Source organism: Desulfurivibrio nitratireducens, assembly GCF_044068515.1.
Classification (GTDB): Bacteria; Desulfobacterota; Desulfobulbia; order Desulfobulbales; family Desulfurivibrionaceae; genus Desulfurivibrio.
In genome coordinates this window covers 1-23286 of record NZ_JBIPKI010000029.1, presented here as the reverse complement: position 1 = coordinate 23286, position 23286 = coordinate 1, and the positions used below count along the sequence as shown (strand labels likewise).

Annotated in this window: 17 protein-coding genes; 11 read left to right on the top strand and 6 right to left on the bottom strand. The window is 61.9% G+C overall.

All coding sequences use genetic code 11. The annotated features are described in order from the left end of the window. Positions 1-65: 65 nt before the first annotated feature. The 3 genes from hslU to xerC form a co-directional block, all read right to left on the bottom strand. The gene (gene hslU, locus ACHHTY_RS08270) at positions 66-1535 is read right to left on the bottom strand and encodes an ATP-dependent protease ATPase subunit HslU (protein ID WP_395493634.1); all 1470 of its coding nucleotides are present in this window, start codon (positions 1533-1535) and stop codon (positions 66-68) included. A 163-nt stretch (positions 1536-1698) separates the two neighbouring features. Then, positions 1699-2229 (bottom strand): ATP-dependent protease subunit HslV, encoded by a 531-nt coding sequence (hslV, locus tag ACHHTY_RS08265; protein WP_395493633.1) that lies wholly within the window; start codon positions 2227-2229, stop codon positions 1699-1701. A gap of 66 nt (positions 2230-2295) precedes the next feature. After that, the gene (gene xerC / locus ACHHTY_RS08260; protein ID WP_395493632.1) at positions 2296-3201 is read right to left on the bottom strand and encodes a tyrosine recombinase XerC; all 906 of its coding nucleotides are present in this window, start codon (positions 3199-3201) and stop codon (positions 2296-2298) included. 420 nt (positions 3202-3621) lie between these two features. Between xerC and ACHHTY_RS08255 the strand changes: the two genes are divergently transcribed. The 3 genes from ACHHTY_RS08255 (at position 3622) to dxs (ending at position 6776) form a co-directional block, all read left to right on the top strand. After that, entirely contained in the window at positions 3622-3852 is a 231-nt protein-coding gene (locus tag ACHHTY_RS08255; RefSeq protein ID WP_395493631.1) for an exodeoxyribonuclease VII small subunit, read from the top strand. Positions 3853-3873: 21 nt separating this feature from the next. Next, a complete protein-coding gene (locus ACHHTY_RS08250; RefSeq protein ID WP_395493630.1) occupies positions 3874-4770 on the top strand; it encodes a polyprenyl synthetase family protein in 897 nt (298 codons plus the stop codon). Positions 4771-4862: 92 nt separating this feature from the next. Continuing rightward, the gene (gene dxs / locus ACHHTY_RS08245; RefSeq protein ID WP_395493629.1) at positions 4863-6776 is read left to right on the top strand and encodes a 1-deoxy-D-xylulose-5-phosphate synthase; all 1914 of its coding nucleotides are present in this window, start codon (positions 4863-4865) and stop codon (positions 6774-6776) included. A 100-nt stretch (positions 6777-6876) separates the two neighbouring features. On the opposite strand, the gene ACHHTY_RS08240 is transcribed toward dxs, so the two are convergent. Next, positions 6877-7422 carry an OmpH/Skp family outer membrane protein gene (locus ACHHTY_RS08240; RefSeq protein ID WP_395493628.1) on the bottom strand — a complete coding sequence of 182 codons (546 nt, stop codon included), beginning with the start codon at positions 7420-7422 and terminating at the stop codon, positions 6877-6879. A gap of 264 nt (positions 7423-7686) precedes the next feature. Beyond that, positions 7687-8259, bottom strand: a complete 573-nt coding sequence (gene pal / locus ACHHTY_RS08235) for a peptidoglycan-associated lipoprotein Pal (RefSeq protein ID WP_395493627.1) — start codon at positions 8257-8259, stop codon at positions 7687-7689. Positions 8260-8760: 501 nt separating this feature from the next. Between pal and glgP the strand changes: the two genes are divergently transcribed. After that, entirely contained in the window at positions 8761-10953 is a 2193-nt protein-coding gene (glgP, locus tag ACHHTY_RS08230) for an alpha-glucan family phosphorylase (RefSeq protein ID WP_395493626.1), read from the top strand. Between the two features lie 83 nt (positions 10954-11036). Continuing rightward, a complete protein-coding gene (locus tag ACHHTY_RS08225; RefSeq protein WP_395493625.1) occupies positions 11037-11870 on the top strand; it encodes a pyruvate, water dikinase regulatory protein in 834 nt (277 codons plus the stop codon). Between the two features lie 196 nt (positions 11871-12066). Here the strand turns inward: ACHHTY_RS08225 and ACHHTY_RS08220 are convergent, their stop codons facing one another. Next, the gene (locus ACHHTY_RS08220) at positions 12067-12903 is read right to left on the bottom strand and encodes a DUF362 domain-containing protein (RefSeq protein ID WP_395493624.1); all 837 of its coding nucleotides are present in this window, start codon (positions 12901-12903) and stop codon (positions 12067-12069) included. Between the two features lie 196 nt (positions 12904-13099). Between ACHHTY_RS08220 and ACHHTY_RS08215 the strand changes: the two genes are divergently transcribed. The 6 genes from ACHHTY_RS08215 to ACHHTY_RS08190 all read left to right on the top strand — a co-directional run bounded on the left by ACHHTY_RS08215 (position 13100) and on the right by ACHHTY_RS08190 (position 23184). Continuing rightward, entirely contained in the window at positions 13100-14995 is a 1896-nt protein-coding gene (locus ACHHTY_RS08215; RefSeq protein ID WP_395493623.1) for a putative bifunctional diguanylate cyclase/phosphodiesterase, read from the top strand. 16 nt (positions 14996-15011) lie between these two features. Beyond that, on the top strand, positions 15012-16187 hold the full coding sequence (locus tag ACHHTY_RS08210; protein ID WP_395493622.1) for an RtcB family protein: 1176 nt from the start codon (positions 15012-15014) through the stop codon (positions 16185-16187). A 212-nt stretch (positions 16188-16399) separates the two neighbouring features. Next, positions 16400-18469 carry an ABC-F family ATP-binding cassette domain-containing protein gene (locus tag ACHHTY_RS08205; RefSeq protein ID WP_395493621.1) on the top strand — a complete coding sequence of 690 codons (2070 nt, stop codon included), beginning with the start codon at positions 16400-16402 and terminating at the stop codon, positions 18467-18469. 235 nt (positions 18470-18704) lie between these two features. Further along, positions 18705-19754 carry a deoxyguanosinetriphosphate triphosphohydrolase gene (locus ACHHTY_RS08200; RefSeq protein WP_395493620.1) on the top strand — a complete coding sequence of 350 codons (1050 nt, stop codon included), beginning with the start codon at positions 18705-18707 and terminating at the stop codon, positions 19752-19754. Between the two features lie 2 nt (positions 19755-19756). Further along, positions 19757-22492, top strand: coding sequence for a valine--tRNA ligase (locus tag ACHHTY_RS08195; RefSeq protein WP_395493619.1), 2736 nt, complete (start codon positions 19757-19759; stop codon positions 22490-22492). Positions 22493-22659: 167 nt separating this feature from the next. Next, positions 22660-23184, top strand: a complete 525-nt coding sequence (locus ACHHTY_RS08190) for a YecA family protein (protein WP_395493618.1) — start codon at positions 22660-22662, stop codon at positions 23182-23184. The last annotated feature ends 102 nt before the right edge of the window (positions 23185-23286 follow it).

Genomic DNA, 23286 nt, shown 5'->3' with positions numbered 1-23286 from the left:
TCCTTTGCTTAATCCCAGTCTTCCGCGGGGCTGCCAGCCCGCTGGCTTAGCGCTGCTGAGGTTTATTATAAAATAAACCGGCTTAGATCCTCGTCGCCCACTACTTCGGCCAGTTGCTGGCGGACATAGTCGGCGGTTACCTCGAATTTTTCCCCGCTCCGGTCAGGGGCCTCGAAGGCCAGGTTTTCCAGCAGCCGTTCCATGATGGTATGGAGGCGGCGGGCGCCGATATTCTCGGTGCGCGAGTTGACTTCGGCGGCCAGGCGGGCCAGTTCGCGGATCGCCTCGTCGGTGAAGGAAAGCTCGATCCCCTCGGTGGCCATCAGGGCGGCATACTGCTTGAGCAAAGCGTTCTGGGGCTCGGTGAGGATCCGGTAGAACTCCTCCGCCCCCAGGTGGGAAAGCTCGACCCGGATCGGGAAGCGGCCCTGCAGTTCGGGAATCAGGTCCGAGGGCTTGCTGACATGAAAAGCGCCGCTGGCGATGAAGAGAATGTGATCGGTGCGGACCATCCCGTGCTTGGTGGTCACCGTCGAGCCCTCGACGATGGGCAGCAGATCGCGCTGGACCCCTTCCCGGGAAACCTCGGGGCCGTGGCCCCCGCCCCCGCCCTTGGAGGCGATCTTATCGATTTCATCGAGGAAAATGATCCCCGCCTGCTCGGTGCGGCTGATGGCCAGGCGGATCACCCGCTCATGCTCGATCAGTTTTTCCGCCTCGCTCTGGCGCAGAATCTCCATGGCTTCCCGAACCTTGAGGCGCCGCAGCTGGCTTTTGCGGGGCATCATCTTACCGAACATTTCCCGCAGGTTGGATTCCATTTCTTCCATGCCGGCTCCGGAGAAAACTTCCAGCATCGGCATCGGCCGGGCTTGTTCCAGCTCGATTTCCACTTCCCGGTCGTCGAGTTTGCCCTCCCGCAGCATCTTGCGAAATTTTTCCCGGGTACTCTCAACGCTTTCCTGGCTCGGCGTCCCGCCGGCCGCCATGGCCGCTCCGATCCCGGCGCTGTAAGGCAGATTGATAGCCCCGCTGGACGGCGGCGCGCCGGGCCGCCGGGGCGGCGGGGGCGGCACCAGCAGGTCGAGAATCCGTTCCTCGGCCATTACCCCCGCCTTGGTCTGGACCTTGACCCGCTCTTCTTCCCGGACCATGCCGATGGCCAGTTCCAGCAGGTCGCGGATCATCGACTCGACGTCGCGGCCCACATAGCCCACCTCGGTAAACTTGGAGGCCTCGACTTTGAGGAACGGCGACTGGGCCAGGCCGGCCAGGCGGCGGGCGATCTCGGTCTTGCCGACCCCGGTGGGGCCGATCATGATGATGTTCTTGGGGGCGATTTCATCCCGCAGCGGCGGCGGCACCTGGCGCCGGCGCCAGCGGTTGCGCAGGGCGATGGCCACCGAACGCTTGGCGTGGCCCTGGCCGATAATGTAATCATCCAGTTGGCGAACGATCTCGCGGGGAGTCAAAGAGTTGACCGCCGGAGCGTTTTCTTCGTCCTCTCCGGCTGGATTGGCAATGGGCATAATCATCGTGCAACCTCGTTAAAGCTGAAATTATTTGCCCTGGAGAGCGCCATGGCCCCGGGGAAAAAGGGCCGTTGCCCTGCTCCGGCGGCGCCTGGTTTCCGGCGGCCGGCAAAACCCGGCCCGGGGCAGGCCGGCCGGCGGCGCTAGAGTCACGCTGCCGCCCGGTTCACAGGGTTTCCAGGTGGATATGGGTATTGGTGTAGATGCAAAGGCCGCCGGCGATCTCCAGGGCCGAGCGGCAGATCTCCGGGGCCTCGAGGCCGCTGTGGGCCACCAGGGCCTGGGCGGCGGCCTGGGCATAGGGCCCCCCGGAGCCGATGGCCAGAATGCCGTCGTCGGGTTCGATGACATCCCCGTTGCCGGAAATCAGCAGGGAGCGCTCGACGTCCACCGCCACCAGCAGGGCCTCGAGGCGGCGCAGCATCCGGTCGGTGCGCCACTCCTTGGCCAGCTCCACCGCCGCCCGCAGCAGGTTGCCGCCGTATTGCTCCAGTTGCTGTTCCAGCTTGTCGAACAGGGTAAAGGCATCGGCGGTGGCCCCGGCGAAACCGGTGATCACCCGGCCATGGTAAAGCCGGCGGATCTTGCGAGCCTGGTGTTTGACCACCACGTTGCCCAGGGTCACCTGGCCGTCGCCGGCCATCGCCACCATGCCCCGGTGGCGGACCGCCACCACGGTTGTCGAACGTATTTTCATTTTTTTGATCCTTGTTGGTTTAGGCCGGCCCAGCGCCGGTTGACCGCCGCCGCGCCGTTGTTGTTCTCAACCGTTGGCCCGGGGGTGAGCCTTGTCGTACACCGCCGTCAGATGGTCCAGGTTGAGGTGGGTATAACGCTGGGTGGTGGACAAGCTGGCATGGCCCAGCAGTTCCTGCACCGTGCGCAAATCCGCCCCCATCTCCAGCAGATGGGTGGCAAAGGAATGGCGCAGGGCGTGGGGGCTTACCCGGGCGGGAATCCCGGCCCGTTCGGCATACATCTTGACCAGCCGCTCGATGCTGCGGGTGGTCAGCCGGCCGCCCCGGGCGTTGACGAACAGGGCCTGCCGGTCGCCGCCGGCCCGCAGCAGGCTTTCGCGCTGGGGCAGGTAAGCCTCCAGGGAACCCAGGGCGGGGGTGCCCAGTGGCACCAGGCGCTCCTTGTTGCCTTTGCCCCGCACCCGGACCATGCCCTGGTCGAGATCGACCTGGTCCAGGTTCAGGGCCGCCAGTTCCGCCACCCGCATCCCCGAAGAGTAAAGCATTTCCAGCACCGCCCGGTCGCGGGCGGCGAAAGTGTCGGCGGGACCGGGCATCTCCAGCAGCGAAAAGACCTCATCGACGCTCAGGACCGTCGGCAGATAGCCCTCGCTTTTGGGGGCGGCGATGGCGGCGGCGGGGTCGGTCTTAATTATCCCGTTTTTGACCAGGTAGCGGAAAAAGGTCCGCAGGGCGGAAAGCTTGCGGGCCACCGATGAGCTCTTGTTGCGGCCGTGCAGGCTGTAAACGAAGGCCCGCACCCGCCGGGCATCGAGATCCGCCACCGCGGAAACCGGGCCAAAACCCCGGTCGGTGGCGACAAACTCGCTTAAATCTCCCCGGTAACTGCTGACGGTATGGACCGAGTAGCCCCGTTCCACCTTGAGCCACTGCAAAAAAGCCTCTATATGTGCGCCAATGGCCTCACTCATCGAATCCCCGTTAAGCAAGCGGCCAACCCCGGGAACTGCCCCCGGGAAATCGGCGGGCAGCGGTGGAGTCGGGCCGGCAGGCCAAGGCGCCGGATGACCCCGGGTCGCGCCTGCGGCCTGAGCCCTGAACCAACCGGGCCAGCCGGAGCGCTCGCCGCCGTTGACCAGGACCGGTTGCCCGGGCCGGGGCCGGGCCTGCCAACGCCTTGCACCCTACCACAGGCCGCTTTTTTTGGAAAGAGATTGCCCAATGGTCCGGCTTCATTTATGCTGTTAATTTGTCGGCGCCATTAAAGGCTGCAGCGCCGCCGGGGCGGTCCTGCCAAGCGGTTGTTTCCGCCCGATCGGCCGGCCCGGGATCTATTTCACGCCGATATTCACCCCGGCTCGGAGGCCGGTCAACCTTCAGGAGTGGCAGCAATGGCGAAACAGAACTTTGAAGAGGCCATGGCCCGGCTGGAAAAGATCACCCGGGAGCTGGAGGCCGGCGAACTCAGCCTGGAACAGTCGCTGAAAAAGTTTGACGAGGGCATCCGGCTCACCGAATTCTGCCGCAAAACCCTGGATGAAGCGGAGAAGAAAGTCGAAATCCTGCTGCAAAAAAACGGCGAAATTGTCGCCGAACCCTTCAGCGGGCCCAACGAAGAGTAAAGCCGCGGACATTTGTCAGTCATGGATATCAAGCAATTTCTGGCCGCCAGGCGGGAAGAGGTGGAAAAGGCCCTGGCCGAACTGCTGCCGCCCCCTGCGGGCCCCCTGGCCGGCCATATCGAGGCCATGCGCTACAGCCTGTTAGCCGGGGGCAAACGGGTGCGGCCCATTCTCTGCCTGGCCGCCGCCGAGGCCCTGCGGGCCGACTCCAAGCCCCTGCTGCCCCTGGCCTGCGCCCTGGAGTGCATCCACACCTATTCGCTGATCCACGACGATCTGCCCGCCATGGATGACGACGATCTGCGGCGGGGCATGCCCACCAGCCACAAGAAATTCGGGGAAGCGGCGGCCATCCTGGCCGGCGACGGCCTGCTCAGTTTCGCCTTCGAACTGCTGGCCCGCCCCCTGCCGGCGGCGAGCATCAAAGCCGCAGATCAATTGCGGCTGACCCACAATATCGCCGTGGCCATCGGGCCCCTGGGGATGGTGGGCGGCCAGGTGCTGGATATCGAAGCCGAAGGCCGGGGGGGCCGGATCAGCCTGGAAGAGCTGCAACGGATTCACCGCTGCAAAACCGGCGCCCTGATCACCGCCGCGGTCCAGACCGGAGCCATCGCCGGCGGCGCCGACGCCCGCCAGTACGCGGCCCTGACCGCCTACGGGCAACAGATCGGCCTGGCCTTCCAGATCGTCGACGATCTTCTCAATGTGACCAGCGACGCCGCCACCCTGGGCAAGGCCGCCGGCAGCGACGCCGCCCGGGGCAAGGCCACCTACCCCGCCCTGCTCGGCCTCGATACCACCAGGGCCAAGGCCGCCGAGGCGGTGACGGCGGCTCTGCAGGCCCTGGAAATTTTTGACCACCAGGCCGATCCCCTGCGGGAGCTGGCCCGCTATATCTCTGCCCGGACCCATTAAGCCGAACCGGCGACCGGGAGTTTTCAGCGGCTTATTCTTTTCTCTTTACCGTCCAGCGGACGTTTAGGCATTTTGCGAGGTTGCCAGTTATCATGAGTGGAAAAACGAAAATTACGACCAGCGGCGCCCGCCTGTTGAGCGCCATCAACTCTCCCCAGGACCTGCGCTGTCTGCCGGCGGATAAACTGCCCCAACTGGCCGGGGAACTGCGGGAGATGATCATCAACACCCTGGCCGAAACCGGCGGTCATCTTGCTCCCTCCCTGGGGGTGGTGGAACTGACCCTGGCCCTGCACTATGTTTTCAATACCCCGGCGGACAAAATCATCTGGGACGTGGGCCACCAGTGCTACGCCCACAAGCTGCTGACCGGCCGCCGCGACCAATTCGCCACCCTGCGCCAGTATGGCGGTATCAGCGGTTTTCCCAAACGCAGCGAAAGTGAATACGACACCTTCGACACCGGCCACAGCAGCACCTCCATTTCCGCCGCTTTGGGCATCGCCGCCGGCAGTGAGCTGAAAGGGGAAAACAACAAGACCATCGCGGTGATCGGCGACGGCTCGATGACCGGCGGCCTGGCCTTCGAGGGCCTCAACCAGGCCGGTCACCTGGGCAAGAACCTGATCGTGGTCCTCAACGACAATGAAATGTCGATTTCCCCCAACGTCGGCGCCCTGTCGAGCTTTCTGAGCCGCAAGCTCACCGGCCGGACCATGGTTCGCATCAAAAAGGATCTGGAGCACGTCCTCAAAAACTTCCAGATGGGGGAAAACATAATCCACCTGCTCAAGCGCAGCGAGGAGAGCCTGAAGGGCTTTTTCACCCCCGGCATGCTGTTTGAAGCCCTCAAGTTCAAGTATGTCGGGCCCATTCCCGGCCACCGCCTGGAGGCCCTGCTGGAAACCTTCCGCAATGTCCGCGATTTCAACGAAGGGCCGGTGCTGATCCACGTGATCACCACCAAGGGCAAGGGTTACCCGCCGGCCGAGGAGCGTCCCGGCGATTACCATGGAGTAGGGCCCTTCGAGATCAGCAGCGGCAAGATCAAAGCGACGGACGGGCCGCCCAGCTACACGAAAATTTTCGGCGACACCCTGGTGGAACTGGCCGGCCGCGACCCGCGGATTTGCGCCATTACCGCCGCCATGCCCACCGGCACCGGCCTGGGTAAATTCGCCGAGCAATACCCCGATCGCTTCTTCGATGTCGGCATTGCCGAACAGCACGCCGCCACCTTTGCCGCCGGCCTGGCCAGTGAGGGTCTGCGGCCGGTGGTGGCGGTTTATTCCACCTTCCTCCAGCGGGCCTTCGACCAGGTGATCCACGACATCTGTCTGCCCGAGTTGCCGGTGATCTTCGCCATCGATCGCGGCGGGGTGGTGGGTGATGACGGCCCCACCCATCACGGGGTTTTCGATCTCTCCTTCCTGCGGATGATCCCCAACCTGCTGCTGATGGCCCCCAAGGACGAAAACGAGTTGCGTCACATGCTTTATACCGCGCTCCACTCTCCCGGCCCCACGGCGATTCGCTATCCGCGGGGAGCCGGACTCGGGGTCGAACTGGAGCAGGATTTGCGCAAGATACCTTTCGGCAAGGGGGAGCTGCTGCGCGAGGGCGAGGACATGCTGCTGCTGCCGGTGGGCAACCGGGTTTACCCGGCCCTGGAGGCGGCGGCGGGCCTGGAGAAAATGGGTATTTCGGCGGCGGTGATCAACCCCCGCTTTATCAAGCCCCTGGACGGAGACCTGATCGCCGACTGGGCCCGCAGAACCGGCAAGCTGATCACGGTGGAAGACAACGTCCGGGCCGGGGGCTTTGGTTCCGCGGTGCTGGAAATGCTCCAGCGCCGGGGCCTGACCGGGGTCAGGGTTAAATCCCTGGGCCTGCCCGATCGCTTCCTGGAGCACGGCAGCCAGCAGCAGCTCTGGCACCTGGCCAGAATCGACGCCGCGGCCATCAGTGCCGCCGCCATGGAGCTTGCCGGCCAGCCGGCCGGTTGAAGTTGACCGGGGCCCAAAAAAAAGGGGGAAACCGGCTTGGTACGGTTTCCCCCCATTTATATTCCGACCGGCGGGATCGAAGCCGCCGGGAGCTGCTGTTTTATTCGAAACGGCGATCCAGCTCCTGCTGAACCTCTTTACTGATGTCCAGGGTATCGGCGGCGTAAAGCAGGCCGGTGCGGCTGCGCAGGCCCTTCATGGTGTATTCCAGGATCAGGTCATAGCCGTTCTTGCGGCCGATCTCTTCGATGATTTCATTGAGTTGGCCCAGAATCGGTTCCATTAAACTCTTTTCCAGTTGCTGGACCGCCAACTGAGCATCCTCGTTGCGGACCTCAAACTCCCGGAAGCGGCGCTGCAGCTCGCGCTCCTTCTGGCCCCGGACCTGTTCAGTCCAGACCGAGCTTTTCTTCTCGATCTCGTCCCGCATGGCTTCCAGTTCGACCTGGTCACGTTGCAGGGCCCCTCGATGTTTATCGAACTCGGCCTCGATCTGGCTCCGGGCCTCCACGGCCACCTTGGCCTGATCAAGCACGCTCTGAATGCTGATGGTGGCGATTTTCAAGGGGGCGGCCAGCGCCGAACCCAGTCCAAAGGATAACAGCAAAGCAACCGCCAGCAATGGGGCTATAAGCTTGTTCTTCATAATCTTCGATACTCCCTGTTTTGATGCTTAAACTCAAGTTGCGGCTGGCGCACCTCTAAAAAAAATCCGGGCCGAGTCACCCCGGCCCGGATGTGCGGGTGTTTCAACCTCGCATACTTTTTTGGCAACCGCGGCCGGAACAAGGGGCCTGGGCTTGGGGCTCCGCCTCCGGGACCGCAGGTACCCGCCGGCTTGGTCCGGCAGTTGCGGGCATCCTCCGGGATGCCGAGAGCGCCCGCCTCCGTGCCGCCGACGGTGGAATGCTTAGCGGAGAATGACGAAATCGGCCCGGCGATTCAGGGACCAGGAAAGTTCGTCCTGGCCGAAGCTGATCGGCCGTTCCTCGCCGTAGCTGATGGTCTCCAGGCGACCGGCGGCGACCCCCATATCCATCAGATACTTCCTGGCGCTCATGGCCCGGCGCTCACCCAGAGCCATGTTGTATTCCCGGGTGCCGCGCTCGTCGGTATTGCCTTCGATCCGGACCCGAACCCGGGGATTGTCAATCATGTAATTGCCGTTGCTGATCAGCCGTTCTTCCTGGTCGCCGCGAATGTTGGAGCGGTCGAAATCGTAATAAACGGGGAACAGCGGCCCGGTGGTCCGGCCTTCGAGGAGGGCCAATTCTACATCGGGGGTATCGGTCAGGGCTTCTTCACCCGCCGGTCCGGGCCAGGTCTGGCCGGGTTCCCAGGTGGTGGGGGCACGCTCGGTCACGGCGGGCTCGGTCGCCGCACCCGGATCAACCTTGACCGGCTTGGCACAGCCGAAAGCGAACAGAGAAACAGCACAAGCAATCGCCACCGCGCTTAAAATCCGTTTCATTTCCATCTTCATGGCCCTCTTTCCTTTTGGAAGGTTATTATTCTGCGGGTTGTATGGCTGGCCATCTTACAACTTGATGCCACCACAATTAACGGCACAATGTATATAAAAGACGCTAAAGTTTCAAGGTGTATTTCCAATTGAGCCCTCTACGGGTAACGCTTTGCCGGACCAGGCTCACCGGCTGGCCGATTAATGTTACCGGCCGGAACCTTTGCCCCGGGCCGAAACACCCCCAACCCGGTCCGCCGGCGTGAGGCCATTGCCGGCGGCGCTACATTTCCCTTTGACATCATCGGCAAAACCGGTAATTTCTATCGGCCTGCCGACAGGCTCTCACCCAAACCATCCACCTTTGCAAAACTCCTGCCGGCTGATTCCGACAACCTCGCAAAAACCCGCCAAGCAGGTTGGTCGGCGATGCGAAAACAATTAGTTACGAAGCGCTCCCGGTCGTCGTCGCGGCTTTTTGCGACGTCAACAATTCTGCCATGACTCCATTGAGGGTTGCTGATGAACCAAGACAAGGCCAGTCTGCAGGCCCTGACAGCCTCCGGTCCCCACGGTACTTTCTTCGGGGTTTCGCAGGAGTGCTTCGACCGCGTCTGGCAATCCCTGACTGCCGACCAGGGCGACTCCGTCACCTATGTCTCGATGGAGATCGGGGCCGACCGGGATGTCTATCATCCGGTCAAGGACCGGCTCCAGAAACTGGCGGCAACCGGCGATCTTTCTCCGGAACTGGCTTCCTGGGCCGAAAAATTCATCAACGGGCCCAGCAAAATTCCCATCTACAGCGGCGGCCTGGGAATCCTGGCCGGCGATACCCTGAAAAGCTTCGCCGACTGCCATCTGCCGGTGGCGGCGGTTTCCCTGCTCTATCGGCGCGGCTACTTTTCCCAACTGGTTGACATGAATCTCGGCCAGGTGGTCTGGTCAAAGGAATGGTCGCCGGCGAAAGTGCCGGGCCTGTACCTGCTCCACCAGCCCGGTGATCCCGCCACGCCCCTGACGGTGACGGTGAATTTCCACGACCGCGACGACCGGCCCATTCGGGCGGTGGCCCAGCTCTGGATGAAGCTGGAGACCAGCAACGATCTCGACTTTTTCGTGCCGGAAATTCTCCTGGACTACGATCTGCCCGAGTCGCCGGAATGGATCAGAAACGCCTCCCATCAGCTCTATGACAGCAGCTCGGAATCGGCCAAGGCCATCCAGCGCCGGCTGCTCGGCGCCGGGGTGCTGCCGGTGATGCAGGTCCTCGGCCTAACCGCCAAAACCATCCATCTCAATGAACAGCACGGGGTGGTCCTGGTGCTGGCCCTGATCACCGAAATTCTCCATCATCGCCTGGGCGACGATTTTCGCGCCACCGCCAGCGATCAGGATATCCTGGCGGCGGCGGAAGAAGCCGCCCGCCGGGTGGTCTATACGATTCACACCCCGGTCAAGGCCGGCCATGATCGCTTTCCCAGCTCCCTTTATCATGGCCTGGAGCACTCGTTTTTCCGCCGCATCCTCCAACTCCTGGCCCAGGATGACCAAAACCCCGAGGTCTACAACTTCACCGCCCTGGCCATGCGGGTCAATCGGGCCACCAACAGCGTCAGCCGGCTCCACCGGGAAGTGACCCGAACCCAGTTTCCCCAGTACCGGCAGAGAATAACCGCCATTACCAACGGGGTGCACCATCTCACCTGGATCAGCGACGCCAAGGCCGAAGTTTATGACGCTTTCCCCGAGTTGGGCGGCTGGCGCCGCGACCCCGGGGCCTTTGCCGGGGCGGAAAAGCTGGTGGCCAACCCCAAATTCCGGCGGGCTTTTGTCGACGCCTGGGCCAAAGACAGCGAGCAGCTCATCAACTCCGTCAACGGCATGCTCTCCCACCATCGCCATCAGCGAGTTTCCACCTGGATCGATCCCCCCAACTACCTCTCCTACCTGAGCAAGGCCGATGGACTGCTCGACCCCGGGGTGTTCACCTTTGGCTTTGCCCGCCGATTTTCCACCTACAAGCGGGCCGACCTGATTTTTGAAGACCTGGACCGCCTGGCCGCCATCCTGACCACCAACGGCTGGCCGGTCAACTTCATTTACGCCGGCAAAGCCCATCCGGCCGACGAGCCCGGCAAGATTCTGATTAAAAACATCCTCAATGTCCAGGAGGAGCTTTTCAAGAAAAGCAAGGGGCTGGCCAAACTGGTATTCGTCTCCGACTACGACATGGCGGTGGCCAAGCTGATGGTGGCCGGCTGCCACGCCTGGCTCAATTCTCCCAAGCGGCCTTTGGAAGCCAGCGGCACCAGCGGGATGAAGGCGGCGATGAACGGGGTGCCCAATGTCAGCATCATGGACGGCTGGTGGGTGGAGGGCTATCACCAGGGCAAGACCGGCTGGAAGTTCGGTTACGAGGGGCCGATAACGGCGGAGATGCTCAGCGAACACCGGGCCGAACTCCTTTACCGGGAGGACGCCGCCTCTTTTTACGAGATGCTGCCCGAGCTGCTCGGAGCCTTTTACCAGCGCCGGGAAAGCAGCGATTTCCTCGACCGCTGCATCATGAACCTGACCCTGAACTGCCCGATTTTCAATACCCACCGGATGGCGGCGGAATACGTGGAGCGCTACCAGCTCCAATTGCCGGCGGAACTCGCCGCCCGGATGGAAAAATTCCGCGCCCTTTATCGCAGCGACGATTCGGCATAGCCTGGCGCCGGCGGCGCCGCTGAACGGCCGGCGGCCAAGCCTGAATCGCTTACCGGCAACCTATAACCTTGCAGGATTTTGCCATGTGGAGTTCCAAGGATATCTATTTCATTTCCGACAGCACCGGGATTCTGGCTACCAACCTGGGCCATTCGATGCTGCGCCAGTTTCCCGAGGTCAACTTCCACGAAGAGCGTTTCCCTTTTATCCTGACCCGGGAGGCGGCGGAAAAGACCCTGGCCTACATCCTCAAGCACTCCGGCGGCCGCCGGCCCATCATTTTCAGCACCATTATGAACGAAGAACTCCGCCAGATTTTCGATCATCCCGAGGTGGAATTATTCGACGCCTTCGAGGTCTTTCTCGAACGCCTGGAGTCCTGCCTGGAAACCAGGGCCCTGAGGGTGCCGGGCTTCTCCCGCCACGTGGACAACATCACCATGGCCAAGCGGGTGGAGGCCATTCATTTCTGCCTGGAGCATGATGACGGGATCCGGCCCGACGAAACCGACGATGCGGAAGTGATCCTGCTGGGGGTTTCCCGCACCGGCAAAACCCCGGTCTGTGTATATCTCGCCACCCAGATGGGCCTCAAGGCCGCCAACTTCCCCCTGACCGCGGAATACCTCAAGGAGTACAGGCTGCCCGAATCATTGCGCCGCAACGTCCGCCGGATCGTGGGGCTGACCACCACTCCGGAGCTGCTCCACAATGTCCGGGAGCAGCGCTACCGCGAGAGCGACTACGCCAAGCTGGCCACCTGCAGCAAGGAAATCAAGCAGGCGGAGCAGATCTTCAGCAATTACAACGTGCCGATCATTTCCACCGCCGGCCGCTCCATCGAAGAAATCGCCACCCAGGTAACCCAGGAACTGGGCCTGAGCAGAAAGCCGGCCGACCTCAGCAATCCCCTCTGATCAATCGCAAAAGCTAGAAACCGGCCTGCCTCTGCCGACCGGGGCGGTTAATCTGCGCCGGAGCCTGCTGGGCCGAGACGATGTCCCGCCAACCGGCAAATAAGGGCCGCCGCTTTGACTGTCGGCGAATTGGTTTCCCTGCCGGGCCGGAATTCAGCTTGTCGAATCCTGGCTCCGGGGACTTGTTCCCCGTGGCTTAAAGGTTGATGATCTCGAGCGGTTCGGCCCGGCCGATTTCCCCGTGCAGAAGGCTGATATATTTTATTTCCCGCCAGTCCAGGCCAAGAAGGCCGGCCCCGAAGGCATCAACCGCCACCGGATCGAAACTGGCCGCCAGCAGGCCCGGGGGAGGATGGCAGACGGGACCGCCAAGATGGGATTGAGCCAGGCCGATGGTGGCATCAAGCAAGGTAAAATCGGGGGCGCGATAACGGTTGAGATCGGCCACCGCTCCTTGAATATCCCGGTGGAAGGCGGCCTTCTTCCAATGTCCTCCCCGCTGATAATGCCCCGGCGGGGCGGCCCCCATCATGTTTTTCAGGGTCAGGGTGGCTTTAGCCAGGGTGTGGGCCTTGAGGACCGGCAGCGAAATGATGAAGGAATCAAAAAGCAGCCGGGGCAAATACAACTCCGGCCAGCGCCGGCAATCTTCCCTTACCAGGCGGACCGAAGGGAGCCGGTTGAGGTCGACCAGTTCGATGCCTTTAGCCGCCGCCAGTTCGCGGTAACCCAGCCTGGCAAAGCAATGGCCGGTGTCATAAGTCTTGGCGCCGCAGCCCTCGGCGATGATGAGCTCAACCTTGGGCAGGGCCGCTTGCAGGTAATCCACCAGGGCCGCCGCCAGTTCCACCGGGGTGGTGATCGGCGGCGGCGCGGCTTTCACCAGGTTGGGTTTAAGCAGAATCCGGCGTTGCCCTTTAAGGGCGCCGATCAGGCCCGCCCGATCCAGCAGACGGGCCACTTCACCAACCCAATCATCCCGGTGCGGGCAGATGTAAACCACGCCCGGTTGGACTTTTTTTGCCTTCTTCATGCTCCTCCTTGTCGCTTGCCGGCGCCTGGCCGCCATTTCTAGCATAAAAGCCCGGCCCGGCCAACCCTGCCCGGCCCCGATCCCGACCATTCCCAAGGCGTTGCGAAAGTTAGGTTGTAAAAAACCACCTCTGCCGCTAGGCTAATTAATAAACCATAATTCCCATCAAAAATGTGACCGGATTGGTGTTTCTTTGATGAACCCGCAAATCCGCTCAGCCCTGGGCATGGCCACGGTTTACGCCCTTTTTGGGGTAGCCTGGATTTTTTTCAGCGACCGCCTGCTGCTTGACCTGGCCTGGGACCAGGAAAGCCTCAGCGCCATGCAGACCTACAAGGGTTGGTTTTTCGTGCTGATTACCTCCATCCTGGTTTTTCTGCTGGTGCTGCGCACCGAATACCGTTTCCGTTATATCGAGGACCGCTTCCGCAGCCTGGTGGAAACCAGCACCGACTTGATCTGGGAGGTTGATCACCGCGGCAACTATACCTACGTCAGCCCGGCGGCAGAAACCCTGCTCGGTTACCAGGCCGAGGAGATCATCGGCAAGAGCCCCTTCGACTTCATGCCTCCCGAAGAAGCCTTGCGAATCAGGGAATTCTGGGCCGCCACCATCGCCCAAAAGCAACCCATCACCAACCTGATCAACACCAACCTCCACCGCCAGGGCCGGCCGGTAATAATGGAAACCAGCGGGGAGCCCTTCTTCGACCAGCAGGGCAACTGGCAGGGTTACCGGGGCATCGACCGCGACATTACCGCCCGGCTCAGATCCGAATCACAACTGGAACGCCTCGCCTACTATGATCCCCTGACCAACCTGCCCAACCGGCTGCTGCTGCAAATCCGCCTCAAAGATGCCATGGAGCAGGCCGCCCGCCGCCAGACTTTGGTCGGGGTCCATTTCATCGATCTTGATCAGTTCAAAGTGATCAACGACAGCTTCAGCCACCAGCGCGGCGATGAACTGCTGGTTATGGTCGGCGAACGCTGGGGCAACTCCTTGCATCACCACCACACACTGGCCCGGTTCGGGGGCGATGAATTCATCGTGATCCAGGAGCTGCAAGCCGGTCCCGAGGAGGCGGCGGAAACGGCTGAAAAGCTGCTGGCCACTCTAGCCGAGCCTTTTGCCCTGCCCGGCGGCCACGAAATTTACCTGGGGGCCAGCATCGGAATCAGCATTTTTCCCACCGATGGCGAAACCACCGCCGATCTGCTGAGAAAGGCCGAAGCGGCCATGTATTACGGCAAGGAGCAAGGCCGCAACCAGTATTGTTTATATTTCACCACCATGAGCACCAATAGCCGGGAGAATTTACGCCTGGAAGCGGCTCTGCGCCAGGCGGTGGAGCGCAACGAACTGCAGCTTTATTACCAGCCCAAGTTTGACCTGCACAGCAACACGGTGATCGGGGTCGAAGCCCTGGCCCGCTGGCCCCAGAAAAATGGCGAGTCAATTCCCCCGGCCCGCTTTGTGCCCCTGGCCGAAAAAACCGGTCAGATCGAAACCATCGGAGCCTGGGTACTTAATGAAGCCTGCCGGCAGCTGCGGGCCTGGCGCGATCAGGGCTTGCCGGAGCTGCATATGGCGGTCAATGTCTCCCCCCGCCAGTTCCGGGCCGGCAACCTGGCCGAGGTGGTGGCCGCCGCCTTGCGGGAGCACGGGATCCCCCCCCATCTGTTGGAGTTGGAGATAACCGAAAGCATTCTGATGGACAAACCGGACGAAGCGGCCATCCTGCTGGAAAAATGCACCCGGCTCGGGGTTACGGTGGCTCTGGACGACTTCGGTACCGGTTACTCCAGCTTTGCCTATCTCAGCCGTTTCCCCATCAGCGCCTTGAAGATCGACCGCTCCTTTGTCCACAACCTGGACAAACGCCCCAATGCCGCGGTGATTATCGACTCCATCATCAGCCTGGTTCGCCGCATGGGCCTGAAGGCGGTGGCCGAAGGAGTGGAAACCGCCAAACAGTTGGCCTATCTCCGGCAGCGCGGCTGCGATCAAATTCAGGGCTACCTGGTCAGCCGCCCCCGGCCGGCTCCGGAAATTGTCAAAATGCTTGAAGAATTCAATCTAAAAACTTAATATAAAGGATATTTTGATGCCGGTAAAAAAGGTTGTCACCAGCGAAAAACTACCGATCAAGCTCTGGCTGGATCAGGTCGATGCCGGGGCCATGGAACAGGCGAAAAACCTGGCCAACCTCCCCTTCATCTTCCGCCACGTAGCCCTGATGCCCGATACCCATCAGGGCTACGGGATGCCCATCGGCGGAGTGATCGCCACCGAGGATATGGTGATTCCCAACGCGGTGGGGGTGGATATCGGTTGCGGCATGGGGGCGGTACAAACCTCCCTGACCGAGATCAGTCCCGACAAACTGAAGCTGGTACTGAGCGCGATCCGCCACAAGGTTCCCCTGGGCTTTAAGCATCACCGCCGGCCCCAGGATCGGGATCTGATGCCGCGGCCGCCCGCCCCGCTGCCCGAGTTGCCGGTGGTCGCGGAAGAATATCACAACGCCCTTTACCAACTCGGCACGCTGGGTGGCGGCAACCATTTCATTGAAATCCAGAAAGGCAGCGATGGCCACATCTGGTTAATGGTCCACTCGGGCAGCCGCAACCTGGGTTTCAAGGTGGCCAACTATTACAACCGTCTGGCCGCGGCCCTGAACCGCCAGGAAGGCAGCCGGATTCCCCCCGGCTGGCAACTGGCCTACCTGCCCATCGCCAGTCCCGTCGGCCAGAGCTATCTCCATGAGATGGGCTATTGCGTGGACTTCGCCTATGCCAATCGCGCCCTGATGATCAGCCGGATCAAGGAAGCTTTGCAGGAGGTGCTTGGCCAGGTTACCTTTGCCCCGGTGATCAATATCGCCCATAACTACGCGGCCCTGGAAGAACATTACGGCAAGCGGGTGATCGTTCACCGCAAGGGGGCCACCCGCGCCCTGGCCGGGGAGATCGGGATCATTCCCGGCTCCCAGGGCACCCCCAGCTATCTGGTACGGGGGCGGGGCAACCCCGAGAGCTTCAGTTCCTGTTCCCACGGCGCGGGGCGCAAAATGGGCCGCAAACAGGCCCAGCGTCAACTTAATCTTGAGCAGGAGAAGAAACGGCTGGATCAGCAGGGCATAATTCATGCCGTCCGTTCGGCCCGGGACCTGGACGAAGCCGCCGGGGCCTACAAGGAGATCGATCAGGTGATCAGCGATCAGCTCGATCTGGTCGAGGTACTGGTGGAACTTCGTCCCCTGGCGGTGATCAAAGGATAAAGTGCCCGAGTCATCGCAGCGTCCGGGCCCGGATCCGCGGCCCGGCGGGCTAACCTTGGCTTAACAATCCGCCGGAGTCTGTTCAGGGGCCCGGCAAGCTTTGCCAATCCCCCTGGGCCGGAACTCCGCCACTCCTCGGACCGACCTCCTCCCGCTGGCGTTTCTCCGTCGTATATGCTATGATCAGTCCTTTTTCAATCGAGGCTGCCGGCATGTTGACCATCCAGAATCTTTCCATTCAATACGGCGACAAACACCTCTTCAAGAACGTTTCGGCCCGGGTAAACCCCCAGGACCGCATCGGGCTGGTGGGGGTCAACGGCGCGGGCAAGACCACCCTGATGAAAATCATGGCCGGCACCGCCATGGTCGATGAAAAAATAGTGCTGCGCAGCAAAAGGGCCACCGTGGGCTACCTGCCCCAGGAGTTGGAATCCTTCCCCGCCGGACGCACCCTCTACGAGGAGGCTGAAAGCGCCTTTGCCGAAGCCCTGGCCTTGCAGCGCGAACTGGCAGAGCTGAACCGGCAGCTGGCGACCCTGACCGAGGAGAGTCCCGAGTGCCTGACCCTGCTCGAACGGCAGGGCGAGTTGCAGCAAGCCCTGGAGAGCCATGATGTATTCCGGATTCGCTCCCAGGTGGAAAAGGTCCTGGTCGGCCTGGGCTTCCGGGAGGCCGACTTCAACAAGGATTGCCACGCCTTTTCGGGCGGCTGGCAGATGCGCCTGCAACTGGCCAAGCTGCTCCTGGCCGGCCCCGCTCTGCTCTTGCTCGACGAGCCCACCAACCATCTGGATCTCGATTCCCTGACCTGGCTCGAGGATTTCCTCCAGTCCTACCAGGGCGCCCTGGTCATGATTTCGCACGACCGTTCCTTCATCGACAATATCTGCACCTCGATCTGGGAATTGAGCCTGGGCAACCTCACCGTATACAAGGGCAATTACAGCCAGTACCTGCGCCAGAAGGAAGAACGCCTGGAGATTCAGCGGGCCGCCTGGGAAAACCAGCAGGCCAACATCCAGCAGACCATGCGCTTCGTCGAACGCTTCCGGGCCAAATCCACCAAGGCCAGCCAGGTCCAGAGCCGCCTCAAGCAACTGGACAGGATGGAAAAAATCGAACTGGAGGAAAGCGAGGCCCGGGTTGATTTCCGCTTTCCCCCCGCCCCCCCCAGCGGCCGTCTGGCCGTGGAGGTACGGCAACTGACCAAAAGCTACGGCCCCCTGCAGGTCTTCAGCGGCCTAAATTTGCTCCTGCAACGCGGGGAGAAAGTGGCAGTGGTGGGGGTCAACGGGGCCGGCAAATCCACCCTGGTCAAAACTCTGGCCGGCCTGGTGGCGCCCGACGGTGGCGAGATCCGCTTCGGCCACAATGTCCGCGCTTCCTACTTCGGCCAGCACCAGGCCCAGGACCTGGATCCCGGCCTGACGGTGTTTGACACGGTTTTCCAGGCCGCCCCGGAAATGACCGTCACCCAGGTCCGATCGCTGCTGGGAGCCTTTCTCTTCCGGGGTGATGACGCCGACAAGCAGGTGGCGGTTCTCTCCGGCGGGGAAAAAAGCCGGCTGGCCCTGGCCAAGATGATCGCCACTCCCGCCAACCTGCTGATCCTCGACGAGCCCACCAACCATCTGGACATGACCTCCCAGGAGGTTCTGCAGGAGGCCATGCGGCGCTACGACGGGGCGATCATCGTGGTTTCCCACAATCGCCATTTTGTCAACGCCTTCGCCGACAAGGTGCTGGAGATCCGCCAGGGCCGCGGCACCCTGTTTGAGGGCAATATCGACGAATATCTCGACAAACTCCGCCGCGACCGGGAAGCCGCCGGCGACGACAACAGGACAAGGGGGACCGCGATAGCCGCCGGCAAGGGCCGGAACCTGCTGAAATCGGCTCAGCAGGCGAGCCCTGGCGCCGGTCCCGGCCGAGACCAAACCCCGGCGACCGGGGCGCTGGCCGACCCCGCAACCAAGCCGGAAAAGGCCCGGGGCAAGGAAGTCCGGCGCGAGCAGGCCGAGCAGCGGCAGCGCCTCCATCAGCAAATCGGCCCGTTACGGAAAAAGGCGGCCCGGGCCGAGGCCGACCTGGAAAGCCTGGAAGAGCGCAAAAACGAACTGGAACAGCATCTGGCCGACCCGGAAACCTACAACCGCCAGGATGAATTCACCGAATTGAGCAAGGAATACGCCGATCTGGATCGCCGCCTGGAGCGCCTTTACGAACAGTGGGCCCAGTTGAACACCGAAATCGAACGGATCACCAGCCAGCAGGAGTAACCCGTTTCGCCCTTGCCTCGGGCCGCGGGCAGGGCCTGATCAAATGCCATAATCACCGGCCGGCCGGCAGAGCCCCGGCGGCCAATGGCAAAGGCGCCCCTGCGGCTTCCGGTAACCCCGGGGATCCGATCCGGCTATCTTGCCGGGACTGCTGGCGAAAATCTGCGGGGCGGCCAGGGTTTTGCCCCCACCTTCTGCTTGACCGGCCGGGGTTTTCTCAGTATCTTCCGCCCCCATGAGTCTTATACGTCAACAGATCGAAGAACGCGAGGCCCAGAACCTGGCCCCCGCCGCCGCCCGCAGCCGGGAAAGCCGGGGACGCCGGCGCCCGGAGGAGGAATGTTCCATCCGGGTGGCCTTTCAGCGCGATCGGGACCGGATCATTCACTGCAAGGCCTTCCGCCGGCTCAAGCACAAAACCCAGGTTTTTCTGGCCCCGGCCGGCGACCATTACCGGACCCGGCTAACCCATGTGCTGGAAGTTTCCCAGATCGCCCGGACCATCTCGGTGGCTCTGCGCCTCAACGGCCATCTCACCGAGGCCATCGCCCTGGGCCACGATCTCGGCCATACCCCCTTCGGCCACGCCGGGGAGGCGGTGCTCAGCCAATTGCACCCGGACGGCTTTCACCATTACCAGCAAAGCCTGCGGGTGGTGGACCTGCTGGAAAACAAAGGGCGCGGCTTGAACCTGAGCTGGGAAGTGCGCGACGGCATCGTTCATCATTCCAAGGGCCGCGGCAATATCCTGCCGGGCCGGGATGAGCAGCCGGGAGCTCTGCCCGCCACCCTGGAGGGCCAGGTAGTCCGGGTGGCCGACATCATCGCCTACGTCAACCACGACCTCGACGACGCGGTCCGGGCCGGCCTCCTGCGGGAAGAACAGATCCCCTTCCCCCTGATCGCCCTGCTGGGGGTCAACTCCTCGCGCCGGATAGATACCATGGTCCGCGATCTGGTGGAGCAGACCCTGGCCGCCGGCGGGGAAAAGTTGACCATGAGCCCGGACATTATGGCCGGCATCGCCGAACTGCGCACCTTTCTCTTTGCCAACGTCTATGAAAACTACAAGGTTCACGCCGATTTCTTCAAGGCAATGAAGGTGGTCCGTGAACTTTATGGTTATTTCATGGAAAATGACGACCACTGGGAACAGGTTATCGAATATCCCGACGAAACCAGCCGTGAGCGCATGGTCTGCGACTTCATCGCCGGCATGACCGACCGCTACGCCCTGGAACTATACAACGAGATTTTTCTGCCCAAACCCTGGAGTGTTTTCTGATCATGAGCCCAACCTCTTCCCCTGCCGACCACGATCAATCCGACCCCGTCGCCGGCCCATCGCCCCGGCACCTGGCCAAAGCCTACGAATTCCGGGAGGTTGAAGACCGCTGGTACCAGAACTGGCTGGAACACAAAAATTTCCGGGCCACCCTGGATGAATCCCGGCCCTCCTTTGCCATCGTCATCCCCCCTCCCAACGTAACCGGGGTGCTGCACGTCGGCCATGCCCTCAACAACACCCTCCAGGACATCCTGGTGCGCTACCGGCGGATGCAGGGCTACAACGTTCTCTGGCTGCCCGGCACCGATCATGCCGGGATCGCCACCCAGAACGTGGTGGAGCGCCAACTGGCCGCCAAGGGCATCAGCCGCCACGAGATCGGCCGGGAAAAATTCATTGAACGGGTCTGGCAGTGGAAAGAGGAATCCGGCGGCCAGATTATCAACCAGCTCAAAAGGCTGGGCTGCTCCTGCGACTGGGACCGGGAGCGCTTCACCATGGATGAAGGCTTGTCTCGAGCGGTCCGGGCCGTTTTCGTCCGGCTTTTCAAGGAAGGTTTGATCTATAAAGGCGATTACATCATCAACTGGTGTCCCCGCTGCCATACCGCCCTGGCCGACATCGAAGTCGAGCATGAAGAAACCGCCGGCAAGCTCTACCATATCCGCTATCCGCTGGCCGACGGCAGCGGCCACCTGGTGGTGGCCACCACTCGGCCGGAAACCATGCTGGGCGATACCGCCGTGGCGGTCCATCCGGGCGACGAGCGTTATAACCGCCTTCAGGAGGCGGCGGTGATCCTGCCCTTGGTCGGCCGCAAGATCCCCTTGGTCTTCGATACCCACGTGGAAAAGGATTTCGGATCCGGCGCCCTCAAGGTTACCCCGGCCCACGATCTCAACGATTTCGAGATCGGCCGCCGTCACGATCTGCCCAGCCTCAAGGTCATGGACGATGACGGGATCATGAACGACGAGGCCGGGCCTTATGCCGGCCTGGATCGTTTCGCCTGCCGGGAGAAAATCGTCGCCGACCTGGAGGCCGCCGGCCTGCTGGAAAAAATTGAAGAATACCAGCATGGCGTCGGTCACTGCTATCGCTGCCAGACCGTGGTTGAACCGGCCCTTTCCCGGCAGTGGTTCGTGGCGGTCAAGCCCATGGCCGCCCGGGCGGCCCAGGCGGTGCGGGCCGGCGAGATCAATCTCCTGCCCAAAATGTGGCACAACACCTTTTACGAGTGGATGGACAACATCCGGGATTGGTGCATTTCCCGCCAGATCTGGTGGGGCCACCGGATTCCGGCCTGGACCTGCGAGGACTGCGGCGAATTGATCGTCAGCGAGCAGGATCCGGATGTCTGCCCCCGCTGCCGCTCGAGCCGCCTGCAGCAGGAAGAAGATGTTCTCGATACCTGGTTTTCCTCGGCCCTCTGGCCCTTTTCCACCCTGGGCTGGCCCGAGCAAACCAAAGAATTGCAAATGTTCTATCCCACCAGCGTGCTGATCACCAGCTTCGACATCCTCTTCTTCTGGGTCGCCCGGATGATGATGATGGGACTGCACTTCATGAACGAAGTGCCCTTCCGGGATGTTTATCTCCATGCCCTGGTCCGCGACAAAGAAGGCAAGAAGATGAGCAAGTCCAAGGGCAATGTCCTTGATCCCCTTGAACTGATGGACCAGTACGGCACCGACGCCCTGCGCTTCACCATGGCCGCCTTCGCCGCCCAGGGGCGGGACATCAAGCTGGCCGAGGAACGCATTGAGGGCTACCGTCATTTCATCAACAAGCTCTGGAACGCCGCCCGGTTCACCCTGATGCACGTCGGTGAGGAAGCGGGTGCCCAAGCCGTGACCGCCGGCCAGGCCTTGCGGGCCGGAAAAATCGATTTCCGCGGGCTTTCTCTCCCCCACCAGTGGATTTTGAGTCGGGCCGGCAAGGTGGCGACGGAAATCGGCCGGGCCCTGGATGACTACCGTTTCAACGACGCCGCCTCAACGGCCTATCAGTTTGTCTGGCGGGAATTCTGCGACTGGTACCTGGAGTGGATCAAGCCTGAGCTTTACGGGGATGACGACGCCGTCAAGGAACAGAGCCGGGCGGTCCTGCTGACGGTCCTGGAAGATATTCTGAAAATGCTCCATCCCCTGATCCCCTTCGTCACCGAAGAAATCTGGCATGCCCTGCCCGGGTCCCGTTCGTCCATCATGGTCGAACCCTTCCCGCTGCTCGATTCCGCCCGGACCAACGACGCCGCCGAAGCCAAGGCCGAACTGCTGATGGAGGTGGTCGGGGGCATCCGCAATATCCGCAGCGCTTACATGCTGCATCCCTCGGCCATGATCAGGGTCAGCATCATCTGCCCGAATCCGGTCAAAGCCAAGCAGCTGGCCGATTTGGCCGAGGCCGTCCAGGGCTTGACCAGGAGCGAAACCGTGGAGATCCAGGCTGCGGGGGAACGTCCCCCGGGAGCCGCCGCCCAGATCCTGGCGGATTTTGAAATCTTTGTCCCTTTGGCCGGCCTGGTGGATGTAGCCGAGGAATGCGCCAAGCTGGACAAGGAAGAGGCCAAGATCGACCAGGAAATGCAGCGCATCAAAGGTAAGCTCAACAACGAAAAATTCCTGGCCAAGGCCCCGCCGGAAGTGATTGCCAAGGAACGTGCCAAGGAGGCGGAGCTGCTGAGTACTTTGGCGACCATCGCCGAAAACCGCAAACGCCTGAGCGAGCTTTAAGCCGTTCCCAACCGGAACCACCACCAGCGCGGAGTTGCCGCCAGGCCCGCCGAGAACCAGGTTAAGGGCGCGTTACGGACGGGGCAAGGCTGTGGATCATCAGCCAGCCCATCGGCATGCCCCCGGTACCCCGCAGATATAAGTTGAATAAAGGAGAATCAAAGCTCATGATCAAGATCGGACGCAACGACCCCTGCCCCTGCGGCAGCGGCAAGAAATTCAAAAGGTGCTGCCTTGCCTTGCAACAGGAGGCCGGCCGGACTCCAACTCCGGCGGCGGCTCCCCCGTCTCTGACCCGGGAAATCGAACTGCTGCAGGAGGCTGCCGCCGCCGGCAAGGAGCTGTTCAAAACCCTGGGCGTTTTTATCTTTTTCACCACCAGGGAGCGCGATGCCTGGGTGTTTGAAGTAAGCGAAATGGATGCCGTCCAAGTGGCCGCCGCCGGGACCGCGGTGGAGGTGGAGCTTGAGGAGAACCCGCAAACTCTGGAAATCAACTGGACCCACCGCTTCAATATCGAGGGCAAAAAGCTGGTTCTGACCAGTTATGCCGATCAAGCGGAAAGCACGATACCCGCCGTGCCCACCCAGCAGATCCAGGCCGCGGTCAAAAAGATCCGGACCCGGATTTCTCCCGAGTTGCTGCGTTCGATCCATCTGGACCAGGACGAGCGGGGGCAGGCGGACAGCTAGAGACCCAGAAAGTCAGCCGCTCCACCATCGCCCCGGCCGAATTGTTTTCTGCCGGGGCTTTTTTTTGGTGTGCTTGGGGGGTGAGCCTCCAAGCACACCAAA